The sequence below is a fragment of the Flavobacterium fontis genome, assembly GCF_900129405.1.
In the GTDB taxonomy this organism is placed as follows: Bacteria; Bacteroidota; Bacteroidia; order Flavobacteriales; family Flavobacteriaceae; genus Flavobacterium; species Flavobacterium fontis.
Genome location: NZ_FQVQ01000009.1, coordinates 1 through 15,947, shown reverse-complemented (window position 1 = coordinate 15,947; position 15,947 = coordinate 1). Strand labels below are relative to the sequence as shown.

Here is a 15,947-nt window from a genome sequence, read left to right as displayed (position 1 = left end):
GATTATTGTTTCATTTTTTGAAAAATATCCCAAACCACAATCCCAGCACTTACGGCAATATTGAGTGAATGTTTGGTGCCCAATTGGGGAATTTCGATACAACCCTCGCAGTGTTCAATCGCTTTTTGTGATACACCGTAAACTTCGTTTCCAAAAATTAACGCATAACGTTCGTTGGGTTGAGGGTGAAAGGAATTTAGGAATGTGGCCCCTTCGACTTGCTCAATGGCGTAAATTTTCCAGCCTTCGTGTTGGAGCTTTTCAATCGCGGTTCCCACATCTTTTTGGTATTCCCACGCTACCGTTTCGGTGGCGCCCAAAGCCGTTTTTTGAATTTCTTTATGGGGTGGGGTAGCGGTAATACCACAGAGGTAAATTTTTTCAATCAAAAACGCATCAGCGGTTCGAAAAACAGAACCGATATTGTGGAGACTCCGAATGTCGTCAAGGATAAGAATTACGGGTGTTTTTGCCGCCGATTTAAAGTCGGCTACCGTTTTTCGCTCTAGTTCGTTATTGGCTAATTTTCGCATAGTACAAAAATAAAAAAAGCCCCAGAAAGGAGCTTTTATCGTTTCATAAAGTATTATTAACTTTTCACAGGTGTCGTTCTTTCGGGTTGTGGGGCTTGAAGTACATTTCCTTTGATGGTAAGTACTTTAATTTCATTACCCACTGCATTGGAGCGCACGGTGACATTTTTGGTAAATTGACCTACGCGGTCAGTGGCATAACGAACCCCAATTACACCGCGTTGCCCGGGCTGAATCGGATCTTTAGGGGTTGTAGGCACTGTACAACCGCAAGAGCCCTGTGCACTTTCAATAATCAAAGGCTTGTTGCCCGTGTTGACAAAAACAAATTCACGATTACCGTCGGCATTGTGAGGAATTGTTCCGTAATCAATCGTTTCATTTTCGAAGGTGATTTGCGGACCATCCACTTTTTGAGCCGGTTGTGCAGGTTGAGGTGTTGCCGGTTTTGCATTCGCGTTGGGCGTTTGGGCATGAGCTACTCCCATAATCGACAATACAGCTACTAAAAGTATTTTTTTCATCGTACAATGAATTTAAATTAGACAAGCAAAGCTAACAAAATTTCGTTAACCTCCTGTTTTTTATTCAAATTGTTCGGTGATTCATGCGAACGATTTCTGAAGAAAATAGCTATTTTCGTAGTTCCTAATTTTTAAATGAAAACGAAGTGGCTACAAAAGAGAAAAGTTTCAAAGAAACCCCTTTGATGAAACAATACAACGAAATTAAGTCCAAGTATCCGGACGCTTGTTTGTTGTTTCGTGTAGGTGATTTTTATGAAACTTTTGGGGAGGATGCCATCCGTGCTTCCAAAATATTAGGCATTATTCTAACCAAGCGAGGCAATGGTTCGGCTTCCGAAACGGCGTTGGCAGGATTTCCACATCATTCGCTCAATACCTATTTGCCCAAGTTGGTTAAGGCCGGACTTCGGGTGGCGATTTGCGATCAATTGGAAGATCCGAAAATGACCAAAACCATCGTAAAGCGAGGGGTCACAGAGTTGGTGACGCCGGGAGTCGCTTTAAATGATGAAGTATTGCAAGCAAAATCCAATAACTTTCTTGCAGCGATTCATTTTGGAAAAAAAATACACGGGATAGCCTTTTTGGATGTGTCTACCGGAGAGTTTCTCACTGCCCAAGGCAACGAAGAATATTTGGATAAACTGTTGCAAAACTTTGCTCCTGCAGAGATTTTAGTGCCCAAATACCAGAAAAAGCAATTTTCAGAAACCTTTGGAGAACACTACACCACTTTTTTTCTTGAGGATTGGATTTACAAAGCCGATTATGCGTTTGAAAAATTAACGACCCATTTCCAAACCAATTCTTTAAAAGGTTTTGGGATTGAAGAGGTAACGGAAGGTATAGTAGCTTCGGGAGCTATTTTGTATTATTTGTCAGAAACACAGCATCATAAATTACAACATATTACGCAAATCCAGCGGATAGCCGAGAGCGCCTATGTGTGGATGGATCGTTTTACCATTCGAAATTTAGAATTATACCACAGTTACAATCCCAATGCGGTCACCCTTTTGGACGTAATCGACAAAACGATTTCGCCTATGGGTTCGCGCTTGTTGAAACGATGGTTGGCTTTACCACTCAAAGAAATTGCTAAAATTAGAGAACGACACCAAGTGGTTGCCTATTTGCAGAGTCATCCCGATGTGTTGCAACAAATGCAACGACAAATTCGCTTGATTTCCGACTTAGAGCGGTTAATTTCCAAAGTAGCGACAGGGCGAATCGGACCCAAAGAGTTGGTGGCCTTGAAAGAATCGTTAGATGCGATACTTCCCATTAAAGATTGGGCACTCGCAAGTCCGCAAGAAGCCGTTCGTGTTTTGGGCGATAGTCTGCAGGCTTGTGATGTGTTGCGCGAAAAAATTGCGACCACCTTACAAGCCGAGCCACCCGTTTCTATCGCCAAGGGGAATGCTATACGTGCAGGGGTTCATGAGGAGTTGGATGCCTTACGAAAGATCGCCTATTCGGGGAAGGAGTATTTGGAGGGGATTGAAAAACGCGAATCGGAACGAACTGGGATTAGCTCTTTAAAAATTGCTTTCAACAACGTTTTTGGCTATTATATTGAAGTTCGAAACACCCATAAAGATAAAGTTCCTCACGATTGGATTCGCAAGCAAACCTTGGTCAATGCCGAGCGGTATATTACGGAGGAATTGAAAGAATACGAGACAAAGATATTGGGGGCCGAGGAGAAAATCCAACATATTGAATCCCGCTTGTTTGAAGAGTTAGTGAGTTGGGTGGGGAGTTATATCAAGCCCGTGCAGACCAATGCGCAATTGATCGCCCAATTGGACTGTTTGTTGTCGTTTGCACAAATGGCCGTGGAGCATCATTATGTTTGTCCCGAATTGGACGAATCCTTTGAGTTGGAAATTGTCAACGGGCGTCATCCTGTCATTGAAAAGCAATTGCCAGCGGGGGTGCCTTATGTGGCCAATGATGTGTATCTCGATCGAAACCATCAACAATTAATGATGATAACGGGGCCCAATATGTCGGGAAAATCGGCCATACTGCGGCAAACAGCACTTTTAGTATTGTTGGCTCAAATGGGAAGTTTTGTCCCTGCTGAACGTTTGCGTATGGGGGTAGTTGACAAGATTTTTACCCGTGTGGGCGCTAGTGACAACATCTCGATGGGCGAATCTACCTTTATGGTTGAAATGAATGAAACGGCTTCTATTTTGAATAATATCTCTGAGCGGAGTTTGGTGCTTTTGGATGAAATTGGACGCGGGACAAGTACTTACGATGGAATTTCGATTGCTTGGGCGATTGCCGAGTATTTACATGAACATCCTTCACGGCCCAAGACTTTATTTGCAACGCATTATCATGAATTGAATGAAATGGGCGAATCTTTTGCACGGATCAAGAATTACAATGTTTCGGTAAAAGAACTCAAAGATACTGTTTTGTTTATGCGTAAGTTGGTAGAGGGCGGGAGTGCCCATAGTTTTGGAATCCATGTGGCAAAAATGGCGGGAATGCCCCAAACAGTGGTACAAAAAGCCCAAAAGATGTTGAAGAAATTAGAAAAGAATCATTCGTCAGAAGTGTTGTTGGATAAAAACCCGGATACCGATTTACAGCTTAGTTTTTTCAATTTGGATGATCCCTTATTGGAGGAGATACGCGAGGAAATTCAACAGTTGGATATAAATACCTTGACGCCCGTGGAGGCATTAATGAAGCTCAACGAAATTAAACGAATGCTAGGACAGTAAGGACAGTTTGGTTATCAAGGGTTTACTGAAGGAGTCTAATTTTTTTCAAATTTTCCCTTGCAAAATACATTTAATGTGTTACATTTGCATCCGCAATCGCAGTTAATGCGGTTGGTTCTAAAGTTTACAGGCGAAAATAGCTCAGTTGGTAGAGCGCAACCTTGCCAAGGTTGAGGTCGCGGGTTCGAACCCCGTTTTTCGCTCAAAATACCAAGGCTCGAGTGGTGGAATTGGTAGACACGCTGGACTTAAAATCCAGTGGGCAGTAATGTCCGTGCGGGTTCAAGTCCCGCCTTGAGTACAAAAGCTCCTTACATCAGTAAGGAGTTTTTTTTTGTATATACGACAGCTTTTATTTTTAAAAACGATAGAAAACAAAAAAGTCCCGAATTCGGGACTTTTTTCTTAACTAGAACGAGGTTCTAATTATTTTTTCTCAGCTGGAGCAGCTGTTTCAGCTTTAGCAGTTGTGTCAGCAGCAGTTGTGTCAGCAGCAGTTGTATCAGCAGCAGCAGTTGTGTCAGCAGCAGTTGTGTCAACAGCAGTTGTGTCAGCAGCAGCAGCGTCAGTGTTTTCTGATTGTTTACAAGATACTACAGTCAAAGCAGCGATTACAGCTAAGCTTAAAAATACTTTTTTCATCTTACTTAATTATAAAAGGTTAATTATTAATTCGGAGCAAAGATATAAATTTTTTTAATCAGAAAAACAATTGTCTCCTTTTTTTTAAAAAATTCGCACTTTGGATTCCGCCATTTACTTATCAAACATCGTGCCAAAGTCTATTTTTTAGACTTTTTATTTTTCGTTTGCGGAGTGATGATTTTCAGCTCTTTAATGATGTTTTGAGCGTTTGCAAATTTATCAATCACAAATAAAATGTACCGTGCGTCCACCATAATGTTACGGCAAATCTCGGGCGAATAGTAAATATCACTCATCGTTCCTTCCCACACGCGATCAAAATTACAACCGATTAAATTCCCCTCAGCATCGAGCGCGGGACTCCCTGAATTCCCCCCTGTGGTATGATTGGTTGCAATGAAAGCTACAGGCATTTTCCCTTGTTTATTGGCATACGGTCCAAAATCCTTCGCATTGTATAATTGTATCAATTTCTCCGGAACGTCAAATTCGTAATCCCCAGGAATGTATTTTTCCATCACACCCTCCAACGTGGTAAAAGGTTCATAATAAACGCCATCACTGGGTTTGTAGCCCTTAACCTTTCCAAAGGTAACGCGTAAGGTACTGTTGGCATCAGGGAATATGCGCGCTGATTTCGGACTCAATTCGACAATAGCTTTCATGTATTTGCGTTGTGTCGCGGCAATTTTTGCATTCCATTCTTCCCATTTGGGGGCCACCAATTTTAAATACGTTTCCGTAATTGATTTGACCAATTGGTAGCCCTTATCTTGACGCATATTGGCCAAAATGGTAGCTGTGTCGCCCTCCAATAATTTTCGAAATCCTTCAAGATTCGTGAGTGCTGAACTGGAATAGATTTCATTGGTTAAGCTTGCTGCATCGACATTTTCCAATACACTAGGGATAAAAGCCTTAGGCAAACGTTGGGCATACAGCGCGATTAATTGTTCGAAAACAGCTTTGTCAAGTGGGGCATGATAATCTTTGTAAAAAGCATCGATTCCTTTATACAACACATTTTTACGTTCGGTAAACGCTTGCTCTCCTTTGTTTTGATACAATTGCTCCAGTTGCACTAATTTGTAGCCTGTTTGCAATAATTCGGTGTTGCGCAATACCACTTCGGTAAATAAGTCGCGTGCCAATGCATAATCGCGAATTTCAGTGTAGTAGGTTTTAAAATCACCCAATAAATTTCCATATTCTCCCTGTTTTCCGGCTTTATTTATTTTTTCCGTCAATTCTTTTTCAAACGCTTCTTTAGCAGCAAGGGCATTCGATTTTTTCAAGCCTTTTGTCTCTCCAATCCATTTTTTCCAGTAATTGGCAATACTCGAATTCTTGGAGGCGTATTGAATTTTAATTGCTTGATCTTTGCGCATGAAGCTGTTCTGAATTTTCAAAGCAGCGTCTCGCACATCGATTTTGGCCGGATTTAAAGTATTCATGATTTGTTCAACGGCATACGAAGGTAAGTATTCTTGTGTACGTCCGGGGTAGCCCATTACCATGGTAAAATCATTTTCACGAATCCCCTTTATGGAGATAGGGAAAAAATGTTTGGGGGTGTAGGGAATGTTCTCTGCGGCATAAGCAGCGGGACGATTGTTTTTGTCGGCATAAATTCGGAACAAAGAGAAATCCCCCGTGTGTCGCGGCCAAACCCAGTTGTCGGTATCCGAACCAAATTTTCCAATTGCGCTAGGCGGGGCTCCAACCAAACGAATATCTTTAAACGTTTCAGTTACAAAACGAATGTACTGATTGCCATCATAGAAGGGTTTAATCAAGTTTTCTTGCCAACTCTCTTTGGGTAAGTTTTTGGTTAATTCAGAGAGATTTTGTTGAATTTTTTTCTGTTTTTCCGTTTCATTGGTAATGTTTTCCGTACCCGCAAGTACACTTGAGGTCACATCCTCAATACGCACTACAAACGTGACGACCATGTCGGGGTTGGGTAATTCCTCTTTTAAGCTGTAGGCCCAAAATCCATCGCGCAGGTAATCGTGTGCTACCGAGGAGTGATTTTGAATCGCATCAAAACCACAGTGATGGTTGGTTAAAATGAGTCCTTGATTAGAAATTACTTCAGCCGTACAGCCGCCGTCAAATTGCGGAACGGCATCTTTTAGACTCGATTGGTTGAGGGAGTAAATTTGTTCAGCGGTCAATTTGAGTCCCAAATTTTTCATTTCTGTTTCCCGGTCGCCTTTGAGTAAATGCGGCAACCACATTCCGCCCTGCTGGGCAAGGACTTGAAAACTTAAAAAAAGTACAAAAAATAGAAATTTACATTTTTTCATGCGTCAACGTAGGTTTGTTATTAGTAGTAATGTAGGAAACAATTTGTTCGGTTGCTCCTGTATTTTTTTGGACAAAGGTAGCGCAAAGCTTGCCTTTTTCTTTGCGTTCTAGGGTATTTGCAACCCAAGTATCGAGTATCGTTTTTAATTCCAATTCATTCGAAATACTCACGCAACCTCCCAAATGAACCAGTGCAGTGGCTTCCGCAAAATGATCGTAATGCGGTCCTACCACAATCGGAATACCAAATGTAGCAGGTTCCAAAACATTATGAACACCCGGATAACCAAAACCTCCGCCCACATAAGCGATATCGGCATAGGCGTAAATTTTTGTAAGGAGTCCCACTGTATCCACAATCAAAATGGAATAATCCTGCAGGGATAGAGTATCTCGTTGTGAATACCGAACCGAAGGATGCTTCAATAATGCCACAAACGCATCCAGTTGCTCGGATTTAATATTGTGCGGTGCGAGGACAAACTTAAGGTTTTTGGGGGCTTCGTTTATATAGTTTGCCAACAGTTCTTCGTCTTTAGGCCATGAACTCCCAATAACAATAACGGTGGCGTCTTGAGTAAATTCTTCCATAAAATCAAGCGTGTTGTCGCGTTGTAAAACGGTATTCACGCGATCAAAACGCGTATCGCCAGACACTGAAATCGCCTTTATTCCAATGGATTGAAGAAGGGTTTTGGAAAGGTCATTTTGAACAAAAAAATGGCTAAACGTTCGCAAAGCCTTGCGGTAAAATCCGCCATACACTTTAAAGAACACTTGATTGGGTCGAAACACGCCAGAAATTAAATAAGTGGGAATCGCTTGTTGCCGCAATTGGTTTAAGTAATTGGGCCAAAATTCATATTTGATAAAAAAGGCCATTTCAGGTTGCACCGTTTGTAAAAACCGACGGGCATTTTCGGGAGTGTCCAGAGGCAGATATACTGTGAGGTCGGCGACAGGATTATTTTTCCGTACTTCATATCCCGAAGGCGAAAAAAAGGTAAGCACAAAGGTATACTCAGGATATTTTGCTTTCAACGCTTCCATCACAGGAAGTCCTTGCTCATATTCCCCCAAAGATGCGGCGTGAAACCAAAGTGTTTTTTGGTGGCCTTGTAATCCCTTTTCCAAAGTTTGCCATACCGATTTTCTACCCTCTACAAAGCGTTGTAATTTGGCATTAAAACGGGCCAAAAGCGGGAGAATTATCGCCACGAACCGAATGAGTAAGGAGTAAGCAAACCGCATTATTGAAATTTTCTGGGCTAAAATACAAATAAAATGCTGATGATACGTAGCGATTTTTACCCCTTAAGCGATACGAAAAGTAGTCGGATTTTTACGAAAATTTAAAGCGAAAAAGAGAAGGTTGGTCGTAAAGGGCAAGGAGATTTTATGTACTTTTGTTTCGTTTTTAGACCACGTATGAAAAAATTACAAATGGTTGACTTAAAAAGTCAATACGATAAAATAAAGGAGGAAGTTAATGCTTCCATCCAAGAGGTTTTAGATACCACTACCTACATCAACGGTCCCCTAGTACATCAATTTCAAGCCGATTTGGAGGCCTATTTGGGGGTAAAGCACGTTATTCCTTGTGCCAATGGAACCGATGCCTTGCAAGTTGCGATGATGGGATTGGGTTTGCAACCGGGCGATGAGGTTATTACGGCCGATTTCACCTTTGCAGCTACCGTGGAAGTCATTGCGTTGTTGCAATTGACCCCTGTTTTGGTGGATGTGGATTTGAATAATATGAATATTTCTTTGGAGCGAATTCGTCAAGCGATAACACCCAAAACCAAAGCGATAGTACCGGTTCACTTGTTTGGTCGTGCAGCCAATATGGATGCGATTATGGACATTGCCAAAGCACATAATTTATTTGTGATTGAAGACAATGCCCAAGCCATTGGTGCCGATTATACGTCAAAAGACGGTTCAAAACGCAAAGTAGGAACCATCGGACATGTAGGGGCTACCTCATTTTTCCCTTCCAAAAATTTAGGATGTTACGGCGATGGTGGGGCGATTTTTACCAACGATGATGCCTTGGCGCATACGTTAAGAGGGATCGTCAATCACGGGATGTATGTGCGGTATCATCACGATGTGGTCGGTGTTAATTCGCGATTGGATAGTATTCAAGCGGCCGTGTTGAAAGCAAAGTTACCCCATTTGGATACCTACAATAAAGCGCGTCAAACTGCTGCGCGAAAATACAGTGAGGCGCTTTCCGCAAACCCAAATATTTGGGTTCCTACGATTTGTGACCACTGCGATTGTCATGTGTTTCATCAATATGTAATTCGCATTTTAAATGGGAAACGCGATGCCTTACTCGCGCATTTGCAAGAAAAAGGTATTCCCTGTGCGATTTACTATCCGATTCCTTTGCACCGGCAAAAGGCCTATTTGGATGCGCGTTACCGCGAGGAAGATTTTCCAGTAACCAATCAATTAGTCGATGAAGTTATTGCGTTACCAATGCATACCGAACTCGATGACGAACAGATTCGTTTTATTACTGAAACGATATTGGAATTTATTTAAATCAAAGAAAGCAGATGAAAATTGTTGTCACTGGTGGCTTAGGATTTATTGGGTCACACACCGTTGTAGAATTACAAAATCAAGGGTTTGAAGTTATTGCTTTAGATAATTTATCTAATTCTTCGGTTACCGTTTTGGAGGGAATTGAACGAATTACAGGGAAAAAACCCGTATTCGAACAGATTGATTTGCGCGAGAAAGCAGCGGTCCAAGATTTTTTCCAAAGGCATAAGGATGTGTCGGGAGTGATTCATTTTGCGGCCAGTAAAGCGGTGGGCGAAAGTGTTGAAAATCCGTTGTTGTATTATGAAAATAATATCAATGCGTTGGTTTATGTATTGCAATCGTTAGCTGCGCTTCCCCAAGCTCATTTTATTTTCAGTTCATCATGCACCGTCTATGGTCAGGCCAAACAAATGCCGATTACAGAGGATGCTTCGGTGCAACCCGCCATTTCTCCTTATGGGAATACCAAGCAAATCGGAGAAGAAATTATCACCGATACAGCAAAAGTTACGGGGATCAATGCTATTTTGTTGCGCTATTTCAACCCCATTGGATCGCATCCCACGGCTGAGATTGGAGAGTTACCCTTGGGGGTGCCTCAAAATCTTGTACCGTTCATTACACAAACGGCTATAGGACTTCGCGAAAAACTTTCGGTCTTTGGTGATGATTATCCTACTCCCGACGGAACTGCCATTCGGGATTATATCCATGTAGTCGATTTGGCGAAAGCCCATGTGGTTGCATTGCAACGGTTACTTCAGCAAAAAAATACCGAAAAAGTGGAAACCTTCAATTTGGGAACGGGGACAGGAAGCTCGGTTTTGGAGGTGATTAAAACCTTTGAAAAAGTTAGCGGAAAACCTTTAAACTATCAAATTGTAGGACGTCGAGAAGGCGATATTACAGAAGCCTATGCCAATACCGATAAAGCCAATACCGTATTAGGATGGAAAGCAGAATCTACACTAGAAGAGGCATTAGCTAGCGCTTGGAAGTGGGAGCAACGTATTCGTTCGTAGTAAAAAACTTATTATTATTTTGTATAAACCGTCTTTTAGGCGGTTTTTTTTATGCCACCTTACTTTTCTAAAAGAAATGTTAATTTTTTACGTCTTGGATTTATAAATTTGAACTCATTTCGAAGAACTTAAAGCATCAACCTAATCCAAAAAAATGCAAAATTTTATTTCAAAACAGTATGTGACACGGCGAATGGTAAGCTTATTTTTTAGCATATTTGCCGTTATTTTTTCTTATGGTCAGTCTGTGGAGCCGTATGTCATTAAAACCGATATCGGTCGATTTGAGGTACAAGAAACACCGAAGACCAACTTAAAACTGGAGGGCGACACGCCTTTTATGGGGAAGTACTTTCGTTTGGTTCAATTCTATCAACTACCCACTGATGCCGAGCGAAAGACATGGGAGCTACAGGGGTTGCATTTGGTTGATTATGTGTCGGGAAACACCTATTTTGCTGTGATCGACACTTCATTTTCGCTGTCCAATATAGCTTCCAAAATACGTGCACTTCTTACAGTGAGTCGTGGATTCAAATTGGAAACCGATTTACAAGTTAAAGGCATTCCAGCGCATGCTAAAGAACGGAGTAATTATCGACTTACCTTGAGTTATTACCGCACGTTGAATGGAACAGCGGTGATCAACGCACTTAAAGCAAAAGGGATTCAAGTCGGTACACATAGAGATTATTCGGCACAAATTGATGTTGTAATTCCCGCAGCACAATGGGATGCTGTGATTGATTTGCCCTACATTCAGTTTGTGGGCGCAGTGGAAGAAGCGCCTGTTCGCGAGGAAAATTACAGCCATCGCAATACAACCGGAAGATCGAATTATTTAAATACAGGATTTAACGGTTTAATGTTTAATGGATCGGGTGTTGTTATTGCCATAGGTGAAGACGGATTGCTTTCTAGTTTGATCGATGTCAAAGGGCGAACGCAAGAAGTAGGAACATCAATTGATGTGCAAAGTCATAAAGTAGGTTGTGCCCAAAATGCAGGAGGCGCCGGAAATGAAGATCCCCAGGATCGCAATAATGCATGGGGGGCTACCATTCTTAGTTCAGATGGTTCCCTAAATTATGCAGGATTGTACAATACGCATCAATTGCGGTACACCAATCACTCTTTTGGATTTGCGATTTCGGGAGGGTATGATAGTGCGGCACGAAATCATGATTTGCGAATCGTTGGTTTCCCCAATCATTTGGTAACCTATTCTTCGGGGAATTCGGGAACGGCTGTAGGGTATGCTCCTTATAATTTTGCGGGATGGTCCAATATAACGGGTCAAGTTAAACAAAATAAAAACCATGTTGCCATCGGCGCATTGTCGTCCAACGATGAGATTACTGGATTTAGTAGTCGAGGACCTATGTACGATGGACGAATTATTCCACAAATGGTTATCGAAGGAGCAGAAGGAACCTCGTTTGCAGCACCAAAATTTGTAGGTCAACTGGCGCAAATAGCTCAGGTGTATAAAACAAAGAATGCCGGTAACGAACCGCCTTCATCATTGTTACGTGCTATTTTGATGAATACTTCTGATGATATGGGTAATCCCGGTCCCGATCACATTCATGGCTATGGGAGAACCAATTTACGTCGGGCTTATACATTAATTGATGAGAATCGTTTTTTAAACGGAGCGGTTTCAAACAATCAAGTGGTTACCCATTCCATTTCAGTTCCTGCCAATACCAAGCAAGTTCGTGTAATGATCGTATGGCCCGATGTGGCGGCAGCTGTTAATGCCAATCCCGCGATCGTAAATAATTTAAATCTTTCACTTCGAAATCCATCCAACGTCGCTTATAATCCTTGGGTTTTGGACACGACTCCCAATCCAGCCAATTTAAGTTTGCCGGCAACACGAGGGATTGATGCCATAAATACTATTGAACAAGTGACGGTTGACGATCCTCAAGCAGGAAATTGGACGGTTGAGATTAATGGCGCCAATGTGCCCTTTGGTCCTCAAACGTACTACCTTGTTTATGAGTTTTTGAGCGACGAGTTAACCATGACGTACCCACTTTACAATGAAAAACTCATAGCAGGTCAAGAATACAATTTACGTTGGGATAGTTATGGGTCAACAGACACTTTTAATTTGTCATATGAATTAAATAACAGTGGGAATTGGATTTCCATTGTATCGGGGTATGATGCTGCTAAACGAACCTACACCTGGATTGCTCCTCAAGTTAGTGGTGTGGCTTCGGTTCGTTTTCGTGTTCAACGCGGAAGTTTAACATCAACAAGTCAGGTGAATTACATCAGCGGTACTCCTGATAATTTAAGAGTATTTAAAGCGTGTAACGATGTGGTAACCTTAAAATGGTCTCCCGTTACAGGAGCTACTTCGTACAAAGTATATCGATTGGGCGCGCAATATATGGAGGAAGTCACTTCTTCAATTACTTTTCAAGGCAATAGCGCCATTCTCACCGGACAAAGCACCACTACAAATGAATACTATGCTGTGAGTGCTGTTACGGGTACTTTTGAAGGGCAACGTTGTCTAACCATAACCAAAACTCCTGGTGATTTGAATTGTACAGGAGTAAGTTGGACCGGTATCGTTTCAAGCGATTGGTTTGATACCAATAATTGGGCTTCGGGGATGCTTCCTACAGCTTCCGATGCGATACAAATTCCAGCCACAGCTCCAAATCAACCTCAGATTAACGGGGCAGGCGCAGTTTGTGCCTCAATTACGATTGATGCTGGAGCGAGTTTAACCATGAACAGCACCACAAACTATACTTTAAATGTCTTTGGCGATTGGATTAACAATGGAAATTTTGTCCGCGGAATCGGAACGGTTGCTTTTGTTAATACAGTAGCCTATCAGGAAATTACCGGTACTTCAACAACGGCCTTTCATTTTCTTCAAGTCAATAAAGGAGTTACAGCTAATGTCGTAGAAGCAACTTCAGTAATCTCCTTGAATGCTCCTGCCAACCCACTTCTATTAACGACAGGGACATTTAAATTGTCTAGTAATTCAGTTATCACTCCCTTTACAAGTTCGTCAACCATTGGTTCAAATGCTGGGTTTTGGTTAAATGGAGGTACGGTTAATTCAGGAAATCTTTCGTTGACGCTCAATCCTGGTTTGTTGCGCATCTCAGCGGGTACATTTAATGTAGGCACAGCGGTGAGTAATTCAATCACTTATTTGAATGGTGGTACCCTAATCCTAGAAGGAGGGGTGCTTAATGTGGCAGGACGAATTGCTCCCAATAGTGGAACTTCTTTTGGTAGTTTTCAGCTCTATGCAGGGGAGGTCAATGTGGGGCTCCAAGGATCGACGAGTACTACCAGAGGACTTTTTGAAATCTCAGGAAACTGCTCCTATCAAGTGACCGGTGGTACAATTACACTTGGCCGCGCAAGTTCAAGTTCAACAGCCGATTATATCAATTTATCCAACAGCAGCATTGTTACTGGAGGAACTGTAAAAATTGGAGGGGCATCTACACCAATAAATCAAACGATTCGCATCAATTCAACTGTTCCCTTTTTTGATTTAGAAATCAATGCATTTAATACTCCAACCGCGCAATTAGTTACTAATGCGATCACTGTAAAAAATAATGTTTCCATCATGGGTGGTTCGTTGGCATCCAATAATTTAAATGTCTCAATACAAGGAAATTGGTTGAATCATGGGAGTTTTATTTCAGGAAATGCTTCTGTGATTTTCAATGGGTTATTGCCGCAAACTATTTCGGGAACAACGATGACCACGTTTAATAATGTTCAAGTCAATAATCCCACAGGGTTGAGTATTCAAACACCACAAAATGCAAGTGTTAATGGAATCCTACAATTAACCAACGGGGTGATTTCTACAGGTTCAAATGTTTTAGTTATCACACCAAACGGTTCCGTAAATAGAACACTAGGGCATGTTAATGGAAATTTACGTAAGTCTTTTTCTGCTACAGCCACAACCCAACTTTTTGAGGTCGGTGATGCTGTTATGGCAAATTACACTCCAGCAAGTTTGACCTTTAATGGGATTACGAATTCGGGCACAATAACCGTTTCCACTGAACCTGCCGATTTCGCTCAAATTAGTTCATCCAGCCTTCAAGTGAATCGCTCTGTGAATCGCAATTGGTCAGTGTCGGGAAGTGGATTGACTTTTTCAAACTATGCCGCGGTACTTACATTTTTAACCACTGATTTAGATGGGTTAACCAATACGGCAGCTTTGCAAGGCGGTGTTTATTCAGGAGTTACTTGGAATTACCCTTCTCCAGGTGTGCGAAATGCAAATTCAACCGAATTAGTAGGAATTACTACTTTAGGGACACTCCAATTGGCTGAAAATTGTGTGGATACAAGTTCGACAGAAAATCAAACGGCCTGCGGAAGCTATACTTGGCCCTTGAATAATGTAACCTATACTACAAGTGGTGTATATACGGTAATCACGCCGCTCTCTAGTGGTTGTTCACATACCACAACGCTAAATTTAACCGTATCCTCCAATGTTACCTATTATCAAGATGCCGATAATGATGGATTTGGAACTAGCGCTGTAACTGCAATTTCATGTACCGGAGCTCCTGTGGGATATGTAGCCAACAATACCGATTGTAACGATGCTAATGCAGCAGTATTTGTAAACGGTACATTCTATGTCGATGCGGATGGTGATGGGTTTGGTGCCTCCACTGCAGCGCCTTCTACGGTTTGTGTGGCAAATGTGTCGATTGCACCCTCAGGTTTTTCTGTAAATAATGGCGATTGTGATGATACGCGTGCAAACGTTCGTCCGGGTGCGGTTGATGTATGTTACGACGGTATTGACAACGACTGTAATGGGAATATCGATAACTTAGGTTTACCAGGAGGTTGTACCCCCATTGTAAGTGCTATCCCAACAGCAACCTGTGGTACTGAAGTTGCCTTCGGTGGTATCGTGTATTCCAACTGGGTAACCGGGGCTCAAGGCTATCGTTTCCGAGTTACAGAAGTGAATCCAGCGGATGATACTGAAATTCCAGGGACACAAGTGATTGTGGATATGGTATTGCGTAATTTATACTTACACAATTTATCTAACTATAAGTACAATGCGAAGTTTAAAGTAGAGATTGCAGTGCGTTTCAACAACGTATGGCAGCCTAACTACAGCGCACCATGTTTCTTGTTGACGCCAACACCGATTAGTTCCATGATTGGTTGTGGGACACAAGTGACAGGAATCAATACGCAAATCTTCAGTACGATTGTACAACGAAGCAACGGTTATCGTTATCGTGTACAACGTTTGGACAGCTCATTACAACCTGCTGGTCCTGTCCAAGAAATTACTTCGGGTATCCGTAACTTTACGTTTGCTGCAGTAACTGATTTCCGTTACGATGCAAATTATAGCGTCTCATGTGCAGTGCGTAACACCGATGGTTCCTTCTTGCCTTACGGTCCAAGCTGTACGATTCAAGCACCGAAACACCCTACGACACAAGTTCGTGGGACACAGTGTAACGATTATGCGGTGACCAGCTACAGTGAGCGTATATCGGCTGATGCTGTTCAATCGGCGGCACAATACCGTTTCCGTTTGTTTAATGA

General features: G+C 42.0%; 9 protein-coding genes and 2 tRNA genes. 6 read left to right on the top strand and 5 right to left on the bottom strand.

The genetic code is table 11. The features are described 5' to 3' along the window. Window positions 1–2 precede the first annotated feature (2 nt). Window positions 3–533 (bottom strand): RNA methyltransferase, encoded by a 531-nt coding sequence (locus BUC17_RS08580; RefSeq protein WP_073363390.1) that lies wholly within the window; start codon window positions 531–533, stop codon window positions 3–5. A gap of 56 nt (window positions 534–589) precedes the next feature. Continuing rightward, window positions 590–1,057 carry a DUF1573 domain-containing protein gene (locus BUC17_RS08575; protein ID WP_073363388.1) on the bottom strand — a complete coding sequence of 156 codons (468 nt, stop codon included), beginning with the start codon at window positions 1,055–1,057 and terminating at the stop codon, window positions 590–592. 146 nt (window positions 1,058–1,203) lie between these two features. Here BUC17_RS08575 and mutS point away from each other — a divergent pair, with 146 nt between their 5' ends. The 3 genes from mutS to BUC17_RS08560 all read left to right on the top strand — a co-directional run bounded on the left by mutS (window position 1,204) and on the right by BUC17_RS08560 (window position 4,105). Then, a complete protein-coding gene (gene mutS, locus BUC17_RS08570; RefSeq protein WP_073363387.1) occupies window positions 1,204–3,804 on the top strand; it encodes a DNA mismatch repair protein MutS in 2,601 nt (866 codons plus the stop codon). Window positions 3,805–3,934: 130 nt separating this feature from the next. Further along, a tRNA-Gly gene (locus BUC17_RS08565) sits at window positions 3,935–4,007 on the top strand. 12 nt (window positions 4,008–4,019) lie between these two features. After that, a tRNA-Leu gene (locus BUC17_RS08560) sits at window positions 4,020–4,105 on the top strand. Between the two features lie 125 nt (window positions 4,106–4,230). On the opposite strand, the gene BUC17_RS08555 is transcribed toward BUC17_RS08560, so the two are convergent. The 3 genes from BUC17_RS08555 to BUC17_RS08545 form a co-directional block, all read right to left on the bottom strand. Continuing rightward, entirely contained in the window at window positions 4,231–4,446 is a 216-nt protein-coding gene (locus BUC17_RS08555; RefSeq protein WP_073363385.1) for a hypothetical protein, read from the bottom strand. Between the two features lie 140 nt (window positions 4,447–4,586). Beyond that, the gene (locus BUC17_RS08550; protein ID WP_073363384.1) at window positions 4,587–6,758 is read right to left on the bottom strand and encodes a S46 family peptidase; all 2,172 of its coding nucleotides are present in this window, start codon (window positions 6,756–6,758) and stop codon (window positions 4,587–4,589) included. After that, window positions 6,745–8,010: a 3-deoxy-D-manno-octulosonic acid transferase gene (locus BUC17_RS08545; protein WP_073363382.1), complete on the bottom strand. Its 1,266-nt coding sequence runs from the start codon at window positions 8,008–8,010 to the stop codon at window positions 6,745–6,747. The genes BUC17_RS08550 and BUC17_RS08545 overlap by 14 nt, the downstream gene beginning before the upstream one ends. Window positions 8,011–8,187: 177 nt before the next feature. Between BUC17_RS08545 and BUC17_RS08540 the strand changes: the two genes are divergently transcribed. The 3 genes from BUC17_RS08540 to BUC17_RS08530 form a co-directional block, all read left to right on the top strand. Continuing rightward, the gene (locus BUC17_RS08540; RefSeq protein ID WP_073363380.1) at window positions 8,188–9,315 is read left to right on the top strand and encodes a DegT/DnrJ/EryC1/StrS family aminotransferase; all 1,128 of its coding nucleotides are present in this window, start codon (window positions 8,188–8,190) and stop codon (window positions 9,313–9,315) included. 14 nt (window positions 9,316–9,329) lie between these two features. Next, window positions 9,330–10,343 (top strand): UDP-glucose 4-epimerase GalE, encoded by a 1,014-nt coding sequence (gene galE / locus BUC17_RS08535; protein WP_073363379.1) that lies wholly within the window; start codon window positions 9,330–9,332, stop codon window positions 10,341–10,343. 154 nt (window positions 10,344–10,497) lie between these two features. Then, window positions 10,498–15,947 (top strand): MopE-related protein (locus tag BUC17_RS08530; protein ID WP_200798329.1); only part of this gene is annotated, 5,450 nt, incomplete at its 3' end.

Bases quoted from the DNA above. Each gene is read 5' to 3' on its own strand.
- BUC17_RS08580 (WP_073363390.1), bottom strand. From the start codon at position 533: ATGCGAAAATTAGCCAATAACGAACTAGAGCGAAAAACGGTAGCCGAC.
- BUC17_RS08575 (WP_073363388.1), bottom strand. From the start codon at position 1,057: ATGAAAAAAATACTTTTAGTAGCTGTATTGTCGATTATGGGAGTAGCT.
- BUC17_RS08555 (WP_073363385.1), bottom strand. From the start codon at position 4,446: ATGAAAAAAGTATTTTTAAGCTTAGCTGTAATCGCTGCTTTGACTGTA.
- BUC17_RS08550 (WP_073363384.1), bottom strand. From the start codon at position 6,758: ATGAAAAAATGTAAATTTCTATTTTTTGTACTTTTTTTAAGTTTTCAA.
- BUC17_RS08545 (WP_073363382.1), bottom strand. From the start codon at position 8,010: ATGCGGTTTGCTTACTCCTTACTCATTCGGTTCGTGGCGATAATTCTC.
- BUC17_RS08540 (WP_073363380.1), top strand. From the start codon at position 8,188: ATGAAAAAATTACAAATGGTTGACTTAAAAAGTCAATACGATAAAATA.
- galE (WP_073363379.1), top strand. From the start codon at position 9,330: ATGAAAATTGTTGTCACTGGTGGCTTAGGATTTATTGGGTCACACACC.